This window comes from Paenibacillus sp. FSL R5-0701 (assembly GCF_037973995.1).
GTDB lineage: Bacteria > Bacillota > Bacilli > Paenibacillales > Paenibacillaceae > Paenibacillus.
In genome coordinates this window covers 7,109,045-7,127,873 of sequence record NZ_CP150230.1, presented here as the reverse complement: position 1 = coordinate 7,127,873, position 18,829 = coordinate 7,109,045, and the positions used below count along the sequence as shown (strand labels likewise).

The window sequence follows — 18,829 nt, the reverse complement described above, 5'->3', positions numbered from 1 at the left end:
GACATTTTGAAAAAAACTAGGCAACTTGTTGAAGCTGCTGTCTGTATTTTACAGGCGGCAGCTTTTTCAAATTCCATTGCCCTCGATAATGATTGTAGTACGTCATATAACTCTTAATTTCTCGTTTTACTTCTTCTAATGTTTTGCATTCTTTGATATTCGTTTCATCCTTAAAAGGCCCAAAGAATGATTCTTGGGGAGCATTATCCCAACAAATGCCTCGACGTGACATGGATTGTCTTAATCCTATTTTCTTCACTACGGATTGGAATTGTGGATTCGTATAATGAAAGCCTTGATCGGAATGGATCAACGCATCTTTGGTTAAATGGCGATGCTTCTGTAATTTACGAAGCGTGTTTAGCGCAATTCCTATACTTAACGAAGAAGAAACTTCATACGCTAAAATTTCATTCGTCTGTGCGTCTTTAATCGTCGATAAATACGCACGTTTATTGCCTTTGTACGTTAAATATGTGATATCGGTTAATAACACCTTTCCCGCCTCGCCTGGCTTAAAATTGCGCTGTAATTCGTTTGGACATGTGCGATGTTCTTTCGTTGCTTTTGCCATTCTACGGGCTGGATTAGCCTTTCGAATGGGACAGATGATCTCAAATTTCTTCATAATACAGCGAATCCGCTTCAAGTTGTACGTCATTTTGTACTGATTTTCTAACGTCATTTTGATTTGGCGTGCTCCTTTTTTCGTCCATGAAAAAGATACGCCTTTAAAATAATTCCCTTTACAATCTCATCTGTTTTGGCTTTAGCTACACGCTTCTGCATCGATTTTTCAGAGAAGTAATTGTAGTATCCAGAACGTGATACTTCCATAACATCGCATAGATAGCTGATTAACCGTTTCATTTTATATGTTCTGATCGTCCGATAAATGAGTTCAAACTTCAGCTCTGGTGCCACTTTTATTTCTTCTTCAACATCTGCCTTTCGAGTAGATCGAGTTTTTTTAGCAGTTCATTTTCCGCTCGTAACAATTGATTTTTTGCTTCTAATCGTTCAATCTTTTGTTCTAATGTTAGTTCACGTTCCGATGGGCGACCTGAATTTGTTTTACGTGTATCCTGTAAGCCTTCTAAACCTGCTCCACGATACGAAGCGCGCCAACGTTTCCCAGAAGAACGAACACGCTCCAAACCAATACATTCAACATCTAAGCCCGCTGCTTCAAAAATATCACGTGGCAGTTTCCCCTGTTCATTTTGTGCAATGAAATGGCACTTAAATTCATCTGTGTACGTAATGGCCTTTTCACTAACAGCAATTACATTTGGATTCCGTTTTAGCAGTTCTTGTTCTTTCTTTGTCAGTAATCTTTTCGTCATAACATTTCCGCTCCAACCTCTTTTTTTTCATTATAAACAAAACACCCTATAAGTTGGACTTTTTTCAAAGTGTCCATCTTATAGGGTACATAGGGTTCTCATAAATAGAAAGAAAGTGTTACATTTACTTGTATCAGACTATAAAAATAAAAAGGCGAAATTTCCAGCTTAAAGTATGGGAATTTTTCCTTTTTTTTGCGTATGAAGAGCTGAATCTATCAAACGGATTGTAATATGAAGCACGAAAACTACTGAAAAAAAATAAACATGTAAGCTTAGTCACCACAACAACCATTCAGAAAAGAAGATTCCACTATGAGTTACTCACACCTTACAATAATTAAACCAAGCTAGAAATCGTGCATTTCAAACCGCTACTGCAGACAGTGGAAGGGAATTTTTCCTCTTATGCCAGCCAGGAATTCACTATAAGAATGCCGCTAGTCGCTAGCGAAAGTTATCTCCAAAAAGGACTGATTAAGACGGGTATGGACTTAGAGACTGCTCTGCATTTGTTCAGTAACATACCACAAAATGCTCCGGTTAGAGAACTGCCTATAAATTCTTTATAAAAGAACTTTCGTACTTGATATAAAAATTTCTCCAAAAAGCATTTTTTATTCTATTGAATTAATAGTTAATTTTTATTTCGTTATAATGCAAATTACAACCACTATTAATAATAGTAAGGGGGACGGATGTCGAATTTATCCGATTTTTCATATATCAGCATACATATATCGACAAAATATAAAAAAATCGAATTTATAGTAGGTATAAAGTTATAAATATTTACAATAATCAAATATTTTCATGTTTATTTATACATATTGACAATATATATAGTAAATATTATCCTAAATATTGTTATAAAATTCTAAAATTAATTATAATTATACATAATAGTTATCTATACATCTTTTTTTGTATCTTTGTATGATTACATAATTTTAAGTAAATAGTATTTAATATTAACATAGAGGGCACTAATAAAAATCAACTTATCGGAGGCTGAATAGAAATGAATAACGATATTTTTAATCTTGATTCAAAGGTTAGCACATACTCTCAATTGGACGCTCAACCAGCAGGGATTGTCACTACTGTAAAGACTCTTTGGACAAAGCCGATTGTTTGCACTCCATTCTGTCCAACCAAAACTTGTAATGTGACACCTTTATGCCACATATAGTTGCGATTCGTCACTTAATTAAAAAGTTATTTAATTAAAATTGGTAGTGCCCTCTTCTTTACTATTAAATTGCCTTTGGAGGTTGGAATGCATACTTTAGATTTTGTTCCTTTAAATTATTATATGATTCGTACTTCTTTCTTTTCATTAAATAAATATGCTCAATATTTTGTAAATAAGCGCTATGATTCAATAAATGAAGCAACGGATGTTATGAAGGATATTGTAGGAGATTCATACTTCCGCGAAGCGCTTGCGGTTGCAAGTTTCTCTCTTTATGAATCAATACCATTATTGTGGAGTGAAGACAATAAACGAAGAGAAAGTACTTTAAGAGGATTAATAAGATACCTGATCAGAATGACTTCTCGTACCACTCCATTTGGTTTATTTTCTGGTGTGTCTATTGGGAACTGGAGTGATGAAAGTTCAATTGTCATTAATAGTGATTCTCATAATCAAAAAAAAGTAAAACCTGATATGGAGTGGATTGTATCTATTATTAAAACATTAGAGAGTGAGGATAAAATACTGCTAAAAACAGTGTTATCAATCAACTCTACAGTGATAGATTACAAATCTCGAATTAAGATTCCTAATTTGTCTATTTATAATGAGAATAAAGATGTTGAACAAAAAAATGAAAATACTTCCCACTTGTTGCAGCATAGTACTATTCGCAGTACCGAAGCAGTGTTGTTTATAAGGGATGTACTTACGAATGAAGCAATCACATTTGAAGGATTACTTGAGAAAATGCAAGAGGCATACAATACAGTGGATATAGACACGTTATTCAATTTTATAAAAGAACTAATTAGAAATGAGTATGTTTTTACAAATCTGAGGACTCCTCTATTAATCTCATCACCCTTGGAGTATTTAATAGAATGGTTAGAGGAAAATGCACCGGAGGCAACTCTGTTATCAATACTTATGGATATTGATTGTGATATAAAAAACTATGAAAGGGAGAACTTTGGAGAAGGAGAGGAAATGGTTTGTAAAATTATAAAGAAAATGAAAGATGTACATAATTGCAAATCACCACTCCAAATAGATATGTCTATTGCTATGCTCCATAATAATTTGTCATCTAAGGTTAGAGAAGATATTTCAAAAGCTACAGAAATCATTTGGATGTTATCTAATAAGAGAAACTTTCAGTATATTAACAATTATCATGTTGAGTTTATGGATAGATACGGAATTGGAAATGAAGTATCTGTACTTGAGCTTTTAGAAGTAGACTTAGGTTTAGGAGCACCATATTCATATGAGAATCCGCCTAGCATACTTCCTGAAAGTGGTTTTGGTGAGATGAATAAAATGCATCCCTTGTTTTATCAATTGTATGAGCAATGTTTGAGGAATCAAGAAATTGAAATTAATTTAAAAGATGAAGAAATTGAAATTTTCACTAAAGATTATAAAGAAATCGAACATGAAGTCACACCCCCGAATTCAGTAGAAATGTGCTTTTCAATAAGTGCAAATAATATAGAATCGGTCAATCGAGGGGAATATGAGTTAGTTATTGGAGCTAATCAAGGTTCGTATGGTATGGGCAAAATCTTTGGTCGTTTTAGCCACTTATTACAAGATAGTTACGAACCATTAGCTGCTGAAATTCAAGACATTTATACTAGTTTCAATGATGAAGCCATATTCGCTGAAGTAACATATCTTCCTAAAATGGCACGACATGCAAATATTGTATCTAATCAGTCTATATTCAACTATGAAATACCCATAGGAACCAATGCATCATTTAGTAATGACGCTGTTATTCCAGTTTCGGATATTGTAGTAGTAGCAGATGAGAAAAGGTTATACTTAAAATCAAAAAAACACAACAAAGAAGTTATTCCTTTTACAAGTCACATGTATTCGAGTCTTGCTGGGACGCCAAACCTGTACAGATTTCTTTGCGAAATGGGCATTAATCGACTGGGTCCATATCCGCTATTTGATTTGCCAGAACTAGATAAATTCAGTTTTGTTCCAAGAATTAGATATAAAAATGTGATTTTAAATTCTGCTACTTGGAAAATTGGATTAAATAGTATTGACTTTAGACTTGTGAAAGATATAAAAGAGTTTGACCAAGCATTTCAGAATTGGAGAATTTCAAATCTTGTTCCCAGATTCGTTTATTTAACTGAGCAAGATGCTAGAATTCTCTTCGATCTTGACAATCCCCTTTTTTTGGAAGATATGTATAAAGAATTTACTAAATTAGATGACTACACTTGCATATTCATAACAGAGGCTTATGGGAATCTAGATGGTAGTTGGATTAACGATAACAATAAGAATAACTACAATGCTGAATTTGTTTTTCCAATGTATTTAAAATCAGCTCATTTAGAAGCGAAAAAATTTCATTTATCTGATAACAAACAATTAGTACACTTACCGGGTCAAGAATGGCTTTATTTAAAACTGTACTGTTCTTTAGACCAGTCTCCACAACTAATAGATGAAGTATGTTTACTAATTAATAAGTTAATCGATATTGATTATATAGAGGTTGGTTATTATGTCAATTATGTTGATCCCAGAAATCATGTGCGTTTCAGGTTAAAGGACAAAAAAAATAGGCTACTTTCAAATATACAAATGATTATGGATTGGACAAGTTATCTACAAGATGAAGGAATAATACAAAATGTAATATATGATACTTATTTGCCTGAATCACATAGATATGGTGGAGATCAACTAATTCAATATGCTGAGTCATTTTTTATGGTTGACTCTTTAACAGCAGGTAAACTTAGAAATATGGCTACTAGTTCCGTGGATCCGTTAGATTTGGCAATTATATCTTTTTGTGATTTATATGAATCAATGTTTGCTGAGACTAATAACCCTATAGAAGCATTGAGTAATATTGTGAATTATAAAAATTATATAAAAGAGTTTAGAGTGCGTAGAAAAAATCTTATACGTTTTTGGTCATATCATAAAAATAGAGATGTCATAGATATTTCTGATTCAGAAAAGGAGCTTAGTAACGTACTCAAATTAAGAAATTTAGCGATAAAGGAGTATTATACAAAGTTAAAGGAATTTAAAGTAGAAGACTATGAAGATATCGTATTTAGTATCCTTCATATGCACATTAATCGTTTATGTGGAACTGACCGCAATGAAGAGAGAAAAGTGATGACTTTGGCTAGACATCTTTTAAATAATTACGAAATCATCAAGAAAATTGAAGTATCAAAATAAAATCATACTTTTAAATTTAAACATCTTGTGATATTTACAAGATGTTTAAATTTTAGAAAAGGAAGTTTCTAAATTGATAAATATAATGGATAGAGAATTCATAAAAGAAGAAATCTTAAAACATGCATTACACTATTCAAATCCAAATAACATATCTCTTTCTAAAGAAGATGGAACGGAATTGAGTTTAGTAGAGGGTCTACCCTCACTAGCTATATTTTTTGGACAACTGTCAAAATTTGATCCTAGTGGAGAATGGGAAATAGTTGAAAGAAGATACTTAAATAAAATATATGAAATAGTTAACAATAATAGTATGGATTTATTATCATTATGGAATGGATTATGTGGTGTGGCTTTTAGTTATGTCTGTTCCCCAAATTTTAATGAATATACGGAAGATCATGAACACTTGCAAGAACTTATCTATGAACAAATCCCTATTGTTTGGGATCAAGCGATGTCAAACTTAGAATATTCTAATGTTGTAATGAGTGATTATGATGTGATTCTGGGACTGGCTGGAGTATCTATGTATCTTCTTTCTTCCCCTAGGGGTGAGAGTAATTCCTATTTTATCTCTTTAATAAATAGATATTTTGTTAAACTAATTAATAGTTCAAAATTATATAATGGTCACGAGTTACCTACTTGGCACATTACGCCTAAGAATTTATTTCATGATATTGATAGAGAGATGTATCCTGATGGTTACTTGAATTTCAGTTTATCACATGGAATTCTGGGCCCATTTCGTATATTGGTTCATAGTTTAAATAATAATATCGAAGTAGAAGGGCAAAAAGAAGCTATTGATAAAGTTAGAAAGTTATTTGAACAATTTAGTTATAGAGATGAACTAGGCATGATATGGCCTAAGATGATTGGAACTAGCGAATATATTCAAGGAGTTATAAAGAACATACCGACTAGGTTAGATTCTTGGTGCTATGGCGAACCTAGCTTTATTGAGAGTTTAATTAATTTTCACAAATTAGATAAAGACACATCTTGTGATCAACTAATTTTAGATACTGTTACCGGGTTAATTAAATCTTCCTTACAGTTGAGAAATGAAGATATTGGCTTATGTCATGGTGATGCAGGGATTTTATATCAAATGAACCTATTAAAAAATAGTATCAGTATAGAGGGATTACATGAATACTGTGAAAAATTATCAAAAAATTTAATTCAAAATTATAAAGATAACTTCACACAACTTTATTTAGATCATAGTTTATTAAACGGAAAAATTGGAGTCTTTTTGGTTTGGATTTCCATTCTGAGTGATAAAAAAGACAATATTTGGCATAAAGGATTATTACTAAGTTAGGTGAGTAGGAGGATTTTATGATTAGCAATGAAGAAACAGAAGCGGCTCCAGTAATTAAAGGAATATTTAAAAACTTCATTAAGCTTGTTTATAAGGCGAACAAATACTATTTCTGGATACTACTGCTAATTAGTATGTTGTCTGCATTTATTCCTGCAGCATTACTATATTCCACTGAGTTGTTAGTAAACTCGTTAGTAATAAGTAACCCTATTTTAAAGTATTCTTTGTATTTTTTAGTTGTATATGTGTCTATCCTTACGATTAAAGAAATGTTACAGGCGGCGTCACAGTATTATCAAGCCTTATATCAAATAGCACTATCTAATAGTATAAATATAATAATAATGGAAAAGTGTCAAAAATTGGGTCTTGCTGATTTTGAGGATTCTGATTCTTTAGATTTGCTTCGAAGAGCAAATGATGAAGGTTCTTATCGACCTTTTCAAATTTATATTCAATTGCTTTCTTTATTCCAGAGTGTCATTTCTTTACTCTCTATTGCAGCATTTTTAATGTCTTGGAAATGGTGGGTTGCTTTGCTGCTAATAGTGCTACCTTTAGGATCAATTATCGCATTAATGAAAGTTACTAAGCAAGAATATGAAATAATTATAAATCGAACAACAGTGACAAGGAAATCATGGTACTTAAATTATCTCTTAACGAATGATAGAGTAGTTAAAGAAGTTAAATTATTTAACATTGGTTCTTACTTAATTGATAATTTTCGCAATATATATAAAGAGTTTTATAAAAAAGATAAATTCATAAACAAAAGAAAATTATCGGTTAATTTATCAATATTAATGTTTAATATGACAATTATCGGACTAACTATGTATGTGGCACTAACAGATACTTTGGCTGGAGTCATACTGGCGGGAAGTTTTTTTAGTTATTTACAGGGAATAGTTAATACAACAAACACCTCTCAAATGATTATTAGTGAGTATACAGTGCTTATGCAAGATACGATGTACTTATCACAATTGTTTCAGTTTTTGAATAAGGAACCTATTGAAAAACAAGAAATTGATGCCAATATTAAACAAATCAGTCTTGGAGAATTGGAATCTATTAAGTTTGATAATGTCTCATTTAAGTATCCAGGGCAAAGTAAGTATGTATTAAACAAGCTCAACTTAGAACTTAAAAAGGGAGAGATTGTTGCTTTAGTTGGAAAAAACGGATCAGGAAAATCAACGATTGTTAAACTGATAACACGGTTATATTTGAACTTTGAGGGAAGTATATTAATTAATGGAATCGATATTAATCGGTATGATATTGATTCTCTACGCAAAAAAGTGGGGGTTGTTTTTCAGGATTTTGTACATTATGAACTGACTATGCGTGAAAATATTGGTTTCGGTAACTTGGAACAGATTAATAACAATGAATTACTTCGAAGTAGTATAAAAAAGGCAGACTTAGAACCATTGGTGGATAAGTTGCCTATTGGAGTAGAAACTCAACTTGGAAAATGGTTCCCTGAAGGACATCAGCTTTCTGGCGGTCAGTGGCAAAAAATCGCTTTAGCTAGAGCATATATGAAAGACGCAGATTTTTACGTTATGGATGAACCTTCCTCCGCATTAGATGCTGAATCTGAAGAAGAAGTATTTAATCATTTTAGAAGTATTATGGACGATAAGATTGGACTTTACATTACACATCGGTTTTCCTCAATTAAACATGCTTCTTACATCTACTATGTAGAGGAAGGAAAAATATTGGAGGAAGGTAAACACTCTGAATTAATGGACTTAGAAGGTAAGTATATGGGCTTATATAACTTACAACTATCTGCTTACAACAAATAATTAGTTCAAAATCAGTGCTAATTGATTTAAGATAGAATAATGCTATGATGGAGGAGATAATTCAATTAAATAAAGGCGGTTTATTTATGATAAATATATATGATGTTATCGTCGTTGGTGCAGGACATGCTGGTGTAGAATCCGCGCTGGCCGCAGCTCGTATGGGGTCCAAAACACTAATGATTACGATCAATCTGGATATGGTGGCCTTTATGCCTTGTAACCCATCTATTGGGGGACCGGCCAAAGGACATGTTGTACGCGAGATTGATGCACTTGGTGGGGAAATGGGACGGAATATCGATAAAACCTTTATTCAGATGCGGATGCTTAACACGGGTAAAGGGCCTGCTGTTCACGCGCTTCGTGCTCAGGCAGATAAATTCTCCTACCAGCATAAAATGAAGGAAACGATGGAGAATGAACGTAATCTGACGATGCGTCAGGGTATGGTTGATTCACTGATCGTTGAAGACGGAAAATGTGTAGGCGTTGTGACTCAGACCGGAACAGAGTATCGGGCTAAAGCGGTCGTTCTGACAACAGGCACATACTTGCGCGGTAAAGTAATTATGGGCGAGTTGATGTATGAGAGTGGACCGAACAATCAACAACCCTCTCTTAAATTGTCAGAGAATCTGCGTGAACTGGGCTTTGATCTGGTTCGTTTCAAAACGGGGACACCACCACGTGTGCATAAGGATACGATTGATTTTAGCAAAACCGAAATTCAGCCTGGTGATGACAAGCCGAAGTTCTTTTCCTATGAAACAGAATCTTCCGATAATGAGCAGTTGCCTTGCTGGTTGACGTATACATCTGTGGATACACATCAGATTATTAATGATAATCTGCATCGTGCTCCGATGTTCTCGGGGCTTATTGAAGGAACCGGACCACGTTATTGCCCTTCCATTGAAGATAAAATTGTTCGTTTCAGCGACAAGCCGAAACATCAGATATTCCTTGAGCCGGAAGGCAAGAACACATCCGAGTATTACGTACAGGGGTTGTCTACGAGTATGCCAGAAGACGTCCAACTGGCTATGCTGCGTTCAATTCCAGGTATGGAAAAAGTGGAAATGATGCGTAATGGTTATGCGATTGAATACGATGCGATGGTGCCTACACAATTGTGGCCTTCACTGGAAACTAAACGTCTACCAGGTCTGTTTACGGCGGGTCAGATTAATGGTACCTCCGGTTATGAAGAAGCAGCAGGACAAGGTGTTATGGCTGGAATCAACGCTGCACTCAAAGTACAGGGGAAAGAGCCGGTAATACTGGATCGTTCCCAAGGTTATATTGGCGTGCTGATTGATGATCTGGTGACAAAGGGTACAAATGAACCGTATCGTCTGTTGACTTCACGCGCTGAGTATCGTCTGTTGCTTCGCCATGATAATGCAGATATGCGTTTGACGGAAATCGGACATGACATTGGACTGATCCCTGAAGAGCGTTATGCGAAATTCCTGGATAAAAAGGCGAAAGTCGAGCAGGAAGTCGCACGTCTGAAAGTGGCTAAAGCTCGCCCGGTTGAAGTGAATGCCAAGCTGGAAGAGTACGGATCTACACCTATTCAGGATGGCAGTACGTTGCTTACCTTGCTGCGTCGCCCGGAGCTGGGGTATGAACTGATTGAACAGCTCTCACCATCTGAGGTAGAACTGACAGCAGATATGAAAGAACAAGTGGAAATACAAATTAAATATGCGGGTTATATTGAGAAACAATTGATCCACGTGGAACGTTTACAAAAGATGGAGAAAAAGAAAATTCCGGACACTATCGTATATGATGAGATTCATGGTCTTGCTATGGAAGCCAAACAGAAGCTCGCTACGATTCGTCCAATCTCGATTGGTCAGGCTTCTCGTATTGCTGGAGTTACTCCTGCCGACATCTCCATTCTGCTGGTCTACTTGGAGCATTATAACCGTGTAACCGCAGCAAGGGGACAATAATGGACGATATTCAACAGCAACTGCAGCGGCGCTTAAAGAAACATGGATTAGAGCTGGGCGAACTCCAGTTGGAGCAATTCGAACTGTATTATCAGGAACTGGTATCCTGGAATGAAAAGATGAATCTGACGGGCATAACGGATCGGGAGCAAGTGTATACCAAGCATTTCTATGATTCGGTATCGCTGGCTTTTTATACTGACATGGCCAAAGTGATTAAGCTTGCTGACATTGGATCAGGAGCGGGTTTTCCGGGATTGCCACTGAAAATCTGTTTCCCGCATATTAAGCTTACGATCATTGATTCATTGAATAAACGTATTGGCTTTCTACAGCATGTGGTAGATATCCTTGGCCTGACTGATGTGGATTTGGTCCATGGACGTGCTGAAGAGATTGGACGTAAAGAAGGGTATCGTGATAGCTACGATCTCGTTACGGCGCGTGCAGTAGCCAAGCTGGCTGTGCTGAATGAATTCTGCCTTCCTTTTGTTCGCAAAGGTGGAATGTTCGCTGCCATGAAGGGCGGAGACCCACGTGATGAAATGAAGGAAGCGGAGTTCAGCTTCAATCAGCTGAAAGGACGGGTTAAGGCCGTTCATCCTTTCCAGCTGCCGGTTGAAGAATCAGAGCGTCACATCATTCTGATTCAGAAATTTGATAAGACACCATATAAGTATCCGCGCAAACCAGGTACTCCAATGAAGACTCCGCTGATATAGTTGCGTGATGTTTACGAAGTCAGTCAAAACAGAATAGAATTTTAGACATAGATAAAGAGGATGTTTCACGTGAAACATTCCTCTTTTTTTTGTTTTCTGAATTGGAGGACTGGATCAACATTACAGATACTCCGTATTACATATCTCTTAAAGAACCTGTAATGATGAATCTCACGCATATTAGCTCATGAACAATTTCATTATTTGAATGTGTGTAAGTCGTCATATTTCCAATATTCACAAAGAAAAAGCAGGAAAATTAGCAGAGTTTAAAGAATAGGTAAGCATAGGATTATGATAGAAAAGATGATAGAATAGAAGTATCCGATCCTGGGTCACAGCGATCATAGATTATATGTATAGATAGATGGATATGCGTTCGATGTTGCATGACAGAAAGCGTTATGAAAGGCAAAACTTATTCCAAGAACGATGCATGTGAAAGGTCGCTTATTGAATAAGAAGCACCTGCAAAGACTGTGGGAGCTATTACGAAACTAGGTGGTAATCTGCGGAATGAAAGAACAATTTTCGAAGTTGTTTGGTTTGGCGGAGCGCAATAACGGAGATGAGATCAAACAGATTCCGGTTAATGAAATTGTGAGCAGCCCATATCAACCCCGTACTATTTTTGATGATGATAAAATTGATGAGTTGTTGCAGACGATCAAAACACATGGTGTAATTCAGCCTATTGTCGTTCGCGTGCGAAATGGATCATATGAGATTATTGCCGGGGAACGTCGCTGGCGTGCAGTTCGAAAATTGGGTTTGGATACGATTCCGGCTATTGTGCGTGAATTCAACGACTCTCAGGCCGCATCCATTGCACTGATTGAGAACTTGCAGCGTGAAGGATTGACTTCAATTGAGGAAGCTGTCGCTTATCAGAAGCTGATCGACTTGCATCAATTGACACAGGAAAGTCTGGCACAACGACTCGGCAAAAGCCAGTCAACTATCGCGAACAAAATTCGATTGTTACAGCTCCCGGAAGGCATTAAGGCCGCATTGATGGAACGCAAAATTTCTGAACGGCATGCAAGAGCATTACTTTCTCTCGATACGGAAGAACTGCAGATGAAGTTGCTCGGTGAGATTATCGAAAAAGAATTGAATGTGAAACAGACAGAGGCACGTGTTGCCTTTTACAAGGAATCTTCCAAGATTAAGAAATCTAGACGTGTTTCCTTTACCAAGGACGTAAGACTTGCACTTAATACAATTCGCCAATCCATTGATATGGTAACTGGCTCAGGTCTGGACATCAAAACAAAAGAAGCAGACCATGAGGATCATTATGAGATCGTTATCCATATTCCAAAACGCAAATAATTGAAGCTTATGGCGGCAATGGGCCGCTTTTTATGTCTATAAAGCAAGTTAGGTCTGACATTTATAAAGAACGGTCGGTATTGATGGAACGGTAGTTGTTGTTTGTGTGGACGATAGCCGCCTGCTTTTTGTTAACAATATCTCACAACCTACAGAAAAGACTCCTATTTTATTTGAGGTGAAGTAATTGTCTAAGATTATGGCCGTAGCAAATCAAAAGGGCGGTGTGGGGAAAACGACGACATCTGTTAACTTGGGTGCAGGACTGGCTTCACTCGGGAAAAGAGTATTGCTTGTCGATATTGACCCTCAGGGGAATACAACCAGCGGAGTCGGAATCAATAAAGCAGATGTGGCTAATTGTATATATGATGTCATTATTAATGAGGTTCCTCCTCAAGAAGCGATTGTGGAGACTCAGATTGAAGGCCTTCATATCATACCTGCAACGATTCAGCTTGCCGGAGCCGAGATCGAATTGGTGTCCACGATATCACGGGAAGTTCGCCTGAAAAAATCACTCGCCATGGTGAAGAAAAACTATGATTACATACTGATCGATTGTCCACCATCCCTTGGTATGTTAACGATTAATTCGTTGACTGCTTCCGATTCGGTGATCATTCCGATTCAGTGTGAGTATTATGCACTTGAAGGATTAAGTCAGTTGCTCAATACGGTTCGTCTGGTACAGAAACATCTGAATACATCCCTGCAGATTGAAGGGGTATTGTTGACGATGTTTGATGCACGGACCAATCTGGGGATTCAGGTTATTGAAGAAGTGAAAAAGTATTTTCAACAAAAAGTATATCAAACAATTATTCCGCGTAATGTACGGCTTAGTGAAGCACCATCTCATGGTCAATCCATTATCACGTATGACCCTCGTTCAAGAGGGGCGGAAGTGTATTTAGAGCTCGCAAAGGAAGTGATTTCTTATGAGTAAGCGGCTTGGAAAAGGTCTTGATGCCCTCATTCCTTCGCTTTCAATTAATGACGATGATAAAGTCGTAGAAATCCCGATTAGTCAACTGCGGGCTAACCCCTATCAACCACGTAAGGTATTTGATGAGGGCGCAATACATGAACTGGCTGAGTCCATTCGTCAGCATGGTGTCATACAACCCATTATTGTTCGTCCTGTATTACGAGGTTATGAGATTATTGCCGGAGAACGACGGTTCAGAGCTTCGCAATATTGTGGTAATGCCACGGTACCGGCTGTAGTCCGCAACTTTAGTGATCAGCAGGTAATGGAGATTGCGTTGATCGAAAACCTGCAACGGGAGAATCTGAACGCCATGGAAGTTGCAGTTGCTTATCAGGGGTTAATGGATCAATTCGCATTGACTCAGGAAGAGTTGTCTGTAAAAGTAGGTAAATCACGTTCTCACATTGCTAACTTCTTGCGTCTGTTATCGTTGCCGGAAGAAGTAAAAGACCATGTTTCACGTGGAACATTATCTATGGGACATGCACGTGCGATCGTGGGTGTGAAAGACGAGGTTATGGTGAAGCAACTTGCCAAACAAACCATTGATCAGCAATGGAGTGTACGTGAGTTGGAGGAAGCTGTTCAACAACTGGATCGCTCCAAAACAGGTGAGGCTAAAGCCAAATCGAAGTTGAAAAAGAAAGATCCATTCATTGATACGTTAGAAGAATCTCTGCGTGAACGTTTCAAAACAACAGTGAAAATCAAGCACAATAAAGATAAAGGTAAAATTGAGCTCAACTACTACAGTCAACAGGATCTGGAACGGCTATTGGAATTGTTACAATAACAGTCGGGTCTATGATTCATTAACAACATGCGGGGCTTACTCATGTCATGACATATCGCCTCTGTACCATGGAGATACGATATGTCATTCTTTGTTTATAGGGTTATACGTGCAATATGTGCAGGGGAATTATTAATTTATGGGACAGAGGTGGTTGTGAGGTGGAGGGAGTTATCTATCTAGATCATGCAGCAACATCTTGGCCCAAACCACCTGCTGTCGGTGATGCGATGTTGAGTGCATTGGAGATTGCCGGAGCTAATCCTGGCAGAGGAAGTCACCGTATGGCTGTTCAGGCAAGTCGTGTGTTGTTCGAGGCGAGGAAATCCATATCTAATATCTTTGGAATCAAAAATGCGAATGATATTGCATTCGGATCAAATACGACTGAAGCGCTAAATCTAGCTATTCAAGGCTCGCTCAGAGAGGGCGACCATGTGATTGCCACCATGGCTGAACATAACTCAGTCAGACGACCACTAGAGTATATGCGCAGACTCCGAAATGTGGAGATTGATTATGTACCTGTTGATGCTTCGGGAGCCATTGATCTGATGCATATGGAACGTATGTTTCGTTCCAATACCAGATTGGTGGTATGTACACATAGTTCGAATCTGCTTGGCAGTATTCTTCCTATTGGAGAAATTTCGCTCCTATGTCGTAAACATCAGGCGATCTTATTGGTAGATGCAGCTCAGAGTGCTGGGGTTATGCCTGTGAATGTACAACAATTGGGCATTGATATGTTGGCTTTTCCAGGGCATAAGGGACTGCTTGGTCCTCAGGGTACAGGGGGCTTGTACATTGCTCCAGAGCTCGATATAGAGCCTTTACTTCATGGAGGAACAGGAAGTCAGTCAGAAGCTCTGGAGCAGCCAAAGGTGCGTCCTGATCGGTATGAAGCGGGGACGCCGAATACAGTCGGGATCGCAGGGCTGAATGCGGGTGTGAAACATGTACTTGAGATGACACCCGCGTTCATCTACCAACATGAGTGGGAACTGACCCAACATATAATGGATGGGCTGTCATCCGTTAAGGGTATACGAATGCTTGGTCCAGAGATTGGACAGCCGCGCACTGGATTAGTATCTTTTACTGTAGATGGGTATGATTCAGCACAACTCGCCTTCCGTTTAGATCGGAATTATGGGATTGCGGTTCGCTCCGGTTTTCATTGCACACCCCTTGCACACGAATCTGCTGGTACAACCGCTACCGGAGCAGTAAGGGCCAGTGTGGGATACAATTCAACTAGAGAACATGTGGAAGCACTCGTTAAGGCAGTGTTGGAATTGACTGGAGCAGACTAGATTAGAGTTGAAATGATGAACTCATTTGATACAGGGTTGCTTGATTAAGCTTATGGATATCGGGTTGATTTATAATAAATGATAGTATTACAGGACAGACGTTAATCTGATCAAAAATATAGAGGGGTAGTTGCAATTACATGGCTGAATTAAACGAGCTGATTCTGGAACAGCTGTTATGGATTATTGGCGGAATGGCATTACTTACGGTGATCTTGCTGATTGTGAGTATTGTTCAAGGGGCAAAGTTACGAAAGTTTAAACGTAAATATGAAGCCATGATGGCTGGCAGTGGAGTAGAGGACCTGGAATCATTGCTGATTAATCTGAAACTTCAGATGGACAGCATTGAGGATGAACACAAACTGCAAACGAATCAGCTGCAAGTTGTCATGCAAAAGCTGACCCGCATTCAAGGTAAAGTTGGCGTGAAAAGGTACAATGCATATGGAGAGCGTGGCAGTGATCTGAGTTTCTCAATGGCCATGATTAACGATAGCCAGGATGGCATGATCCTTACGGGGATATATAACCGTGACGGTTCTTACGTATATGCCAAACCTCTTAAAGGGGGAGAGTCCACGTATACTCTGTCCCCAGAGGAAAAGGAAGCTATTACTCTGGCACAGCAAGCAGAGTAGAACGTGTATGCCATTCCCGGATGGCCGAGTATAGACTGCTGGAGATAATCTCGGACATGCGCATAACAAGACTGAGCCTTGTGTTCTGTAGAACAAAGTATTCCATAAAGCCGCCGACGTTAACGATACCTGTCAGATGGATATCGCCGACCGGCGGTAATTCTTTATTTACCCCCGCCCCCGGCTTGAGTGGACCATTCACAACTTGAATGCATCCTACACTGGATGATTGTCCGAGACATGCGTCAATGCCAATCACATAAGGGTTATGGTGTGTTTTCTGTATGTTGTGGAGTGTATCTTGCAGGTTCATCGCATGGACTGGTTCATCCAAAGTACCATATAGATGGAATAAAGGGCTGTCCCACTTGGAAAGGGCTGATCCGACCAGAGGACCAAGGCAGTCGCCTGTTGAGCGATCTGTGCCGATGCAGACAATCACTACATTTTGCAGAGAATGGGCTTTATAGAGATGGAACATTAAACGATGGGTAATGGCCGAGTGAATACCTGGATCGGTATGGGGGATTTTCAAACTGGTCATGTCTTGTGATGAAAAGGAACGCGAAGTAGGATTCATAGGATCTATCCTTTCCCTTGGAATAGTAGTAACAGTATATGGAAAGGTAGAGCGTTTTATACTTCACGAGGACAAGCTTTTTCTATAGGGCTGGACGTATGGCGAAAGGAGCCGGACATGGACGAATGGATTAACGATTGGATGCTGATTGCTTTTGATTCAACCCAGCAGGCACTGCGTGCTGAAATGCTGCTGGAGTTTGCTGAGATAGAGATTGATTTGTTCCCAACACCAAAAGAAATTACAGCAGGGTGTGCGCTATGTATTCAGTTCCCAAAAGAGGATCTGGAGCGAGTGCAAAAGATCATTCGTAACGAATTTGTAGAGATCCGAGGCCTCTATTTCAAAACAGAAGAAAGCTATGATAACATACCGATGTAGAGGAGGCATGATGAATGTTGTCATTTCAGTTTGCTCAAGGGACTACAGCTAGCGGTTCGGTAGCCGCCGTGGATGAAGCCCTTCGTTGGACGGATAAAGTCTGGAACAAAATTGCAGATCCCGATATGTGGCTTAACATTATGTTCAGCTCAATCCGGATCATCATTATTTTTATCATCACCCGTATTGTCATTAAGGTGGTATATCGAATTATAGATCGTTCCATGGAACGCAAGCAGGAAGGCAAGATTCGCGTGAATCCGCGCAGGTTTGTAACCGTAGGGGAACTGTTGAAAAATGCGACCTCCATAACATGTAATTTTATTATGATTCTGCTACTGTTATCTGAGATCAATATCCAAGTTGGACCGCTACTCGCGAGTGCTGGTGTGCTCGGGCTTGCCATTGGTTTTGGTGCACAGGGTCTGGTCAAGGATGTTATTACGGGTTTCTTCATTATATTGGAGGACCAGTTCGCAGTGGGGGATGTTATTCAGACGGGAACCTACAAGGGAACGGTTGAAGTGATCGGACTTAGAACTACCAAACTGGTCAGCTGGCAAGGTGAGGTGCACATTATCCCAAACGGGGCGATTGCAAGTGTAACGAACTACTCCATGTCGAATTCGCTGGCTGTAGTGGATATTCCGATGAAGGCGGACTTAAGTCTCGATGAGTCAGTACATCTGGTGAAAAAGTCTTTGGTTGGGATTGAAGAGCGTGACCTAAATATTGTGAAGGTGCCGGATGTGCTCGGTATACAGTCGATGTCTACATCTGAGTATGTGGTGCGAATTGTGGCTGAATGTATGCCTAACTCTCGTGCTTCGGTGGAACGTCAGATTCAGGGCGATGTGAAGAAAACACTGGAGTATCATGAGATGAGCAATCAAGCCATATTGGAACAGGCAGTAGCTTTGGAGAAAGATGAGGGGGATGGCACAGGTGGAGCGTAAAAGTTTCCAGCTTGGGGATATCGTGCAGATGAAGAAGCAGCATCCCTGTGGCAGCAATGAGATGGAGATCATTCGTATGGGTATGGATATTCGGATCAAGTGTGTCGGATGTAAACACAGCGTGTTGATTCCAAGAGCGAAATTCGAGAAAAACATGAAGAAGGTACTGCGTTCAGCCGAAGATTCCAATGAATCCTGATCTTGCAA

At 38.5% G+C, this 18,829-nt stretch carries 14 protein-coding genes and 1 pseudogene; 13 read left to right on the top strand and 2 right to left on the bottom strand.

Annotated features, from left to right (window positions below; translation table 11 throughout):
• Positions 1-16 precede the first annotated feature (16 nt).
• Positions 17-1,346, bottom strand: a pseudogene (locus tag MKZ13_RS31270) (IS3 family transposase).
• A gap of 1,279 nt (positions 1,347-2,625) precedes the next feature.
• Between MKZ13_RS31270 and MKZ13_RS31265 the strand changes: the two are divergent.
• From MKZ13_RS31265 to MKZ13_RS31220, 10 genes are all read left to right on the top strand, one after another.
• Entirely contained in the window at positions 2,626-5,775 is a 3,150-nt protein-coding gene (locus tag MKZ13_RS31265) for a lantibiotic dehydratase (RefSeq protein ID WP_339180932.1), read from the top strand.
• Positions 5,776-5,860: 85 nt separating this feature from the next.
• Positions 5,861-7,111 (top strand): lanthionine synthetase C family protein, encoded by a 1,251-nt coding sequence (locus tag MKZ13_RS31260; RefSeq protein ID WP_339180930.1) that lies wholly within the window; start codon positions 5,861-5,863, stop codon positions 7,109-7,111.
• Positions 7,112-7,128: 17 nt separating this feature from the next.
• Positions 7,129-8,937: an ABC transporter ATP-binding protein gene (locus MKZ13_RS31255; protein WP_339180928.1), complete on the top strand. Its 1,809-nt coding sequence runs from the start codon at positions 7,129-7,131 to the stop codon at positions 8,935-8,937.
• Positions 8,938-9,023: 86 nt separating this feature from the next.
• Positions 9,024-10,904: a tRNA uridine-5-carboxymethylaminomethyl(34) synthesis enzyme MnmG gene (gene mnmG / locus MKZ13_RS31250; RefSeq protein WP_339180926.1), complete on the top strand. Its 1,881-nt coding sequence runs from the start codon at positions 9,024-9,026 to the stop codon at positions 10,902-10,904.
• On the top strand, positions 10,904-11,626 hold the full coding sequence (gene rsmG, locus MKZ13_RS31245) for a 16S rRNA (guanine(527)-N(7))-methyltransferase RsmG (RefSeq protein ID WP_339180923.1): 723 nt from the start codon (positions 10,904-10,906) through the stop codon (positions 11,624-11,626). Before mnmG ends, rsmG begins: the two co-directional genes overlap by 1 nt.
• A 516-nt stretch (positions 11,627-12,142) precedes the next feature.
• On the top strand, positions 12,143-12,961 hold the full coding sequence (gene noc / locus MKZ13_RS31240; protein WP_091012196.1) for a nucleoid occlusion protein: 819 nt from the start codon (positions 12,143-12,145) through the stop codon (positions 12,959-12,961).
• Between the two features lie 187 nt (positions 12,962-13,148).
• On the top strand, positions 13,149-13,910 hold the full coding sequence (locus tag MKZ13_RS31235; protein WP_024629525.1) for an AAA family ATPase: 762 nt from the start codon (positions 13,149-13,151) through the stop codon (positions 13,908-13,910).
• Complete coding sequence (locus MKZ13_RS31230) at positions 13,903-14,748, top strand: ParB/RepB/Spo0J family partition protein (RefSeq protein ID WP_062836525.1); 846 nt, start codon at positions 13,903-13,905, stop codon at positions 14,746-14,748. The genes MKZ13_RS31235 and MKZ13_RS31230 overlap by 8 nt, the downstream gene beginning before the upstream one ends.
• Before the next feature lie 161 nt (positions 14,749-14,909).
• Positions 14,910-16,064 carry an aminotransferase class V-fold PLP-dependent enzyme gene (locus tag MKZ13_RS31225; protein ID WP_339180920.1) on the top strand — a complete coding sequence of 385 codons (1,155 nt, stop codon included), beginning with the start codon at positions 14,910-14,912 and terminating at the stop codon, positions 16,062-16,064.
• 140 nt (positions 16,065-16,204) lie between these two features.
• Positions 16,205-16,705: a DUF4446 family protein gene (locus MKZ13_RS31220; protein ID WP_047841029.1), complete on the top strand. Its 501-nt coding sequence runs from the start codon at positions 16,205-16,207 to the stop codon at positions 16,703-16,705.
• On the opposite strand, the gene yyaC is transcribed toward MKZ13_RS31220, so the two are convergent.
• Positions 16,680-17,285, bottom strand: coding sequence for a spore protease YyaC (yyaC, locus tag MKZ13_RS31215; RefSeq protein WP_036611957.1), 606 nt, complete (start codon positions 17,283-17,285; stop codon positions 16,680-16,682). The two genes, MKZ13_RS31220 and yyaC, sit on opposite strands and share 26 nt — an antisense overlap.
• Before the next feature lie 117 nt (positions 17,286-17,402).
• On the opposite strand from yyaC, the gene MKZ13_RS31210 reads away from it, so the two are divergent.
• The 3 genes from MKZ13_RS31210 to MKZ13_RS31200 are packed head-to-tail and all read left to right on the top strand — an operon-like array spanning position 17,403 to position 18,821.
• Entirely contained in the window at positions 17,403-17,666 is a 264-nt protein-coding gene (locus MKZ13_RS31210; RefSeq protein ID WP_211082864.1) for a DUF3343 domain-containing protein, read from the top strand.
• Positions 17,667-17,680: 14 nt separating this feature from the next.
• Positions 17,681-18,622 (top strand): mechanosensitive ion channel family protein, encoded by a 942-nt coding sequence (locus tag MKZ13_RS31205; RefSeq protein WP_339180914.1) that lies wholly within the window; start codon positions 17,681-17,683, stop codon positions 18,620-18,622.
• Complete coding sequence (locus tag MKZ13_RS31200) at positions 18,612-18,821, top strand: DUF951 domain-containing protein (RefSeq protein ID WP_339180911.1); 210 nt, start codon at positions 18,612-18,614, stop codon at positions 18,819-18,821. Before MKZ13_RS31205 ends, MKZ13_RS31200 begins: the two co-directional genes overlap by 11 nt.
• Positions 18,822-18,829 lie beyond the last annotated feature (8 nt).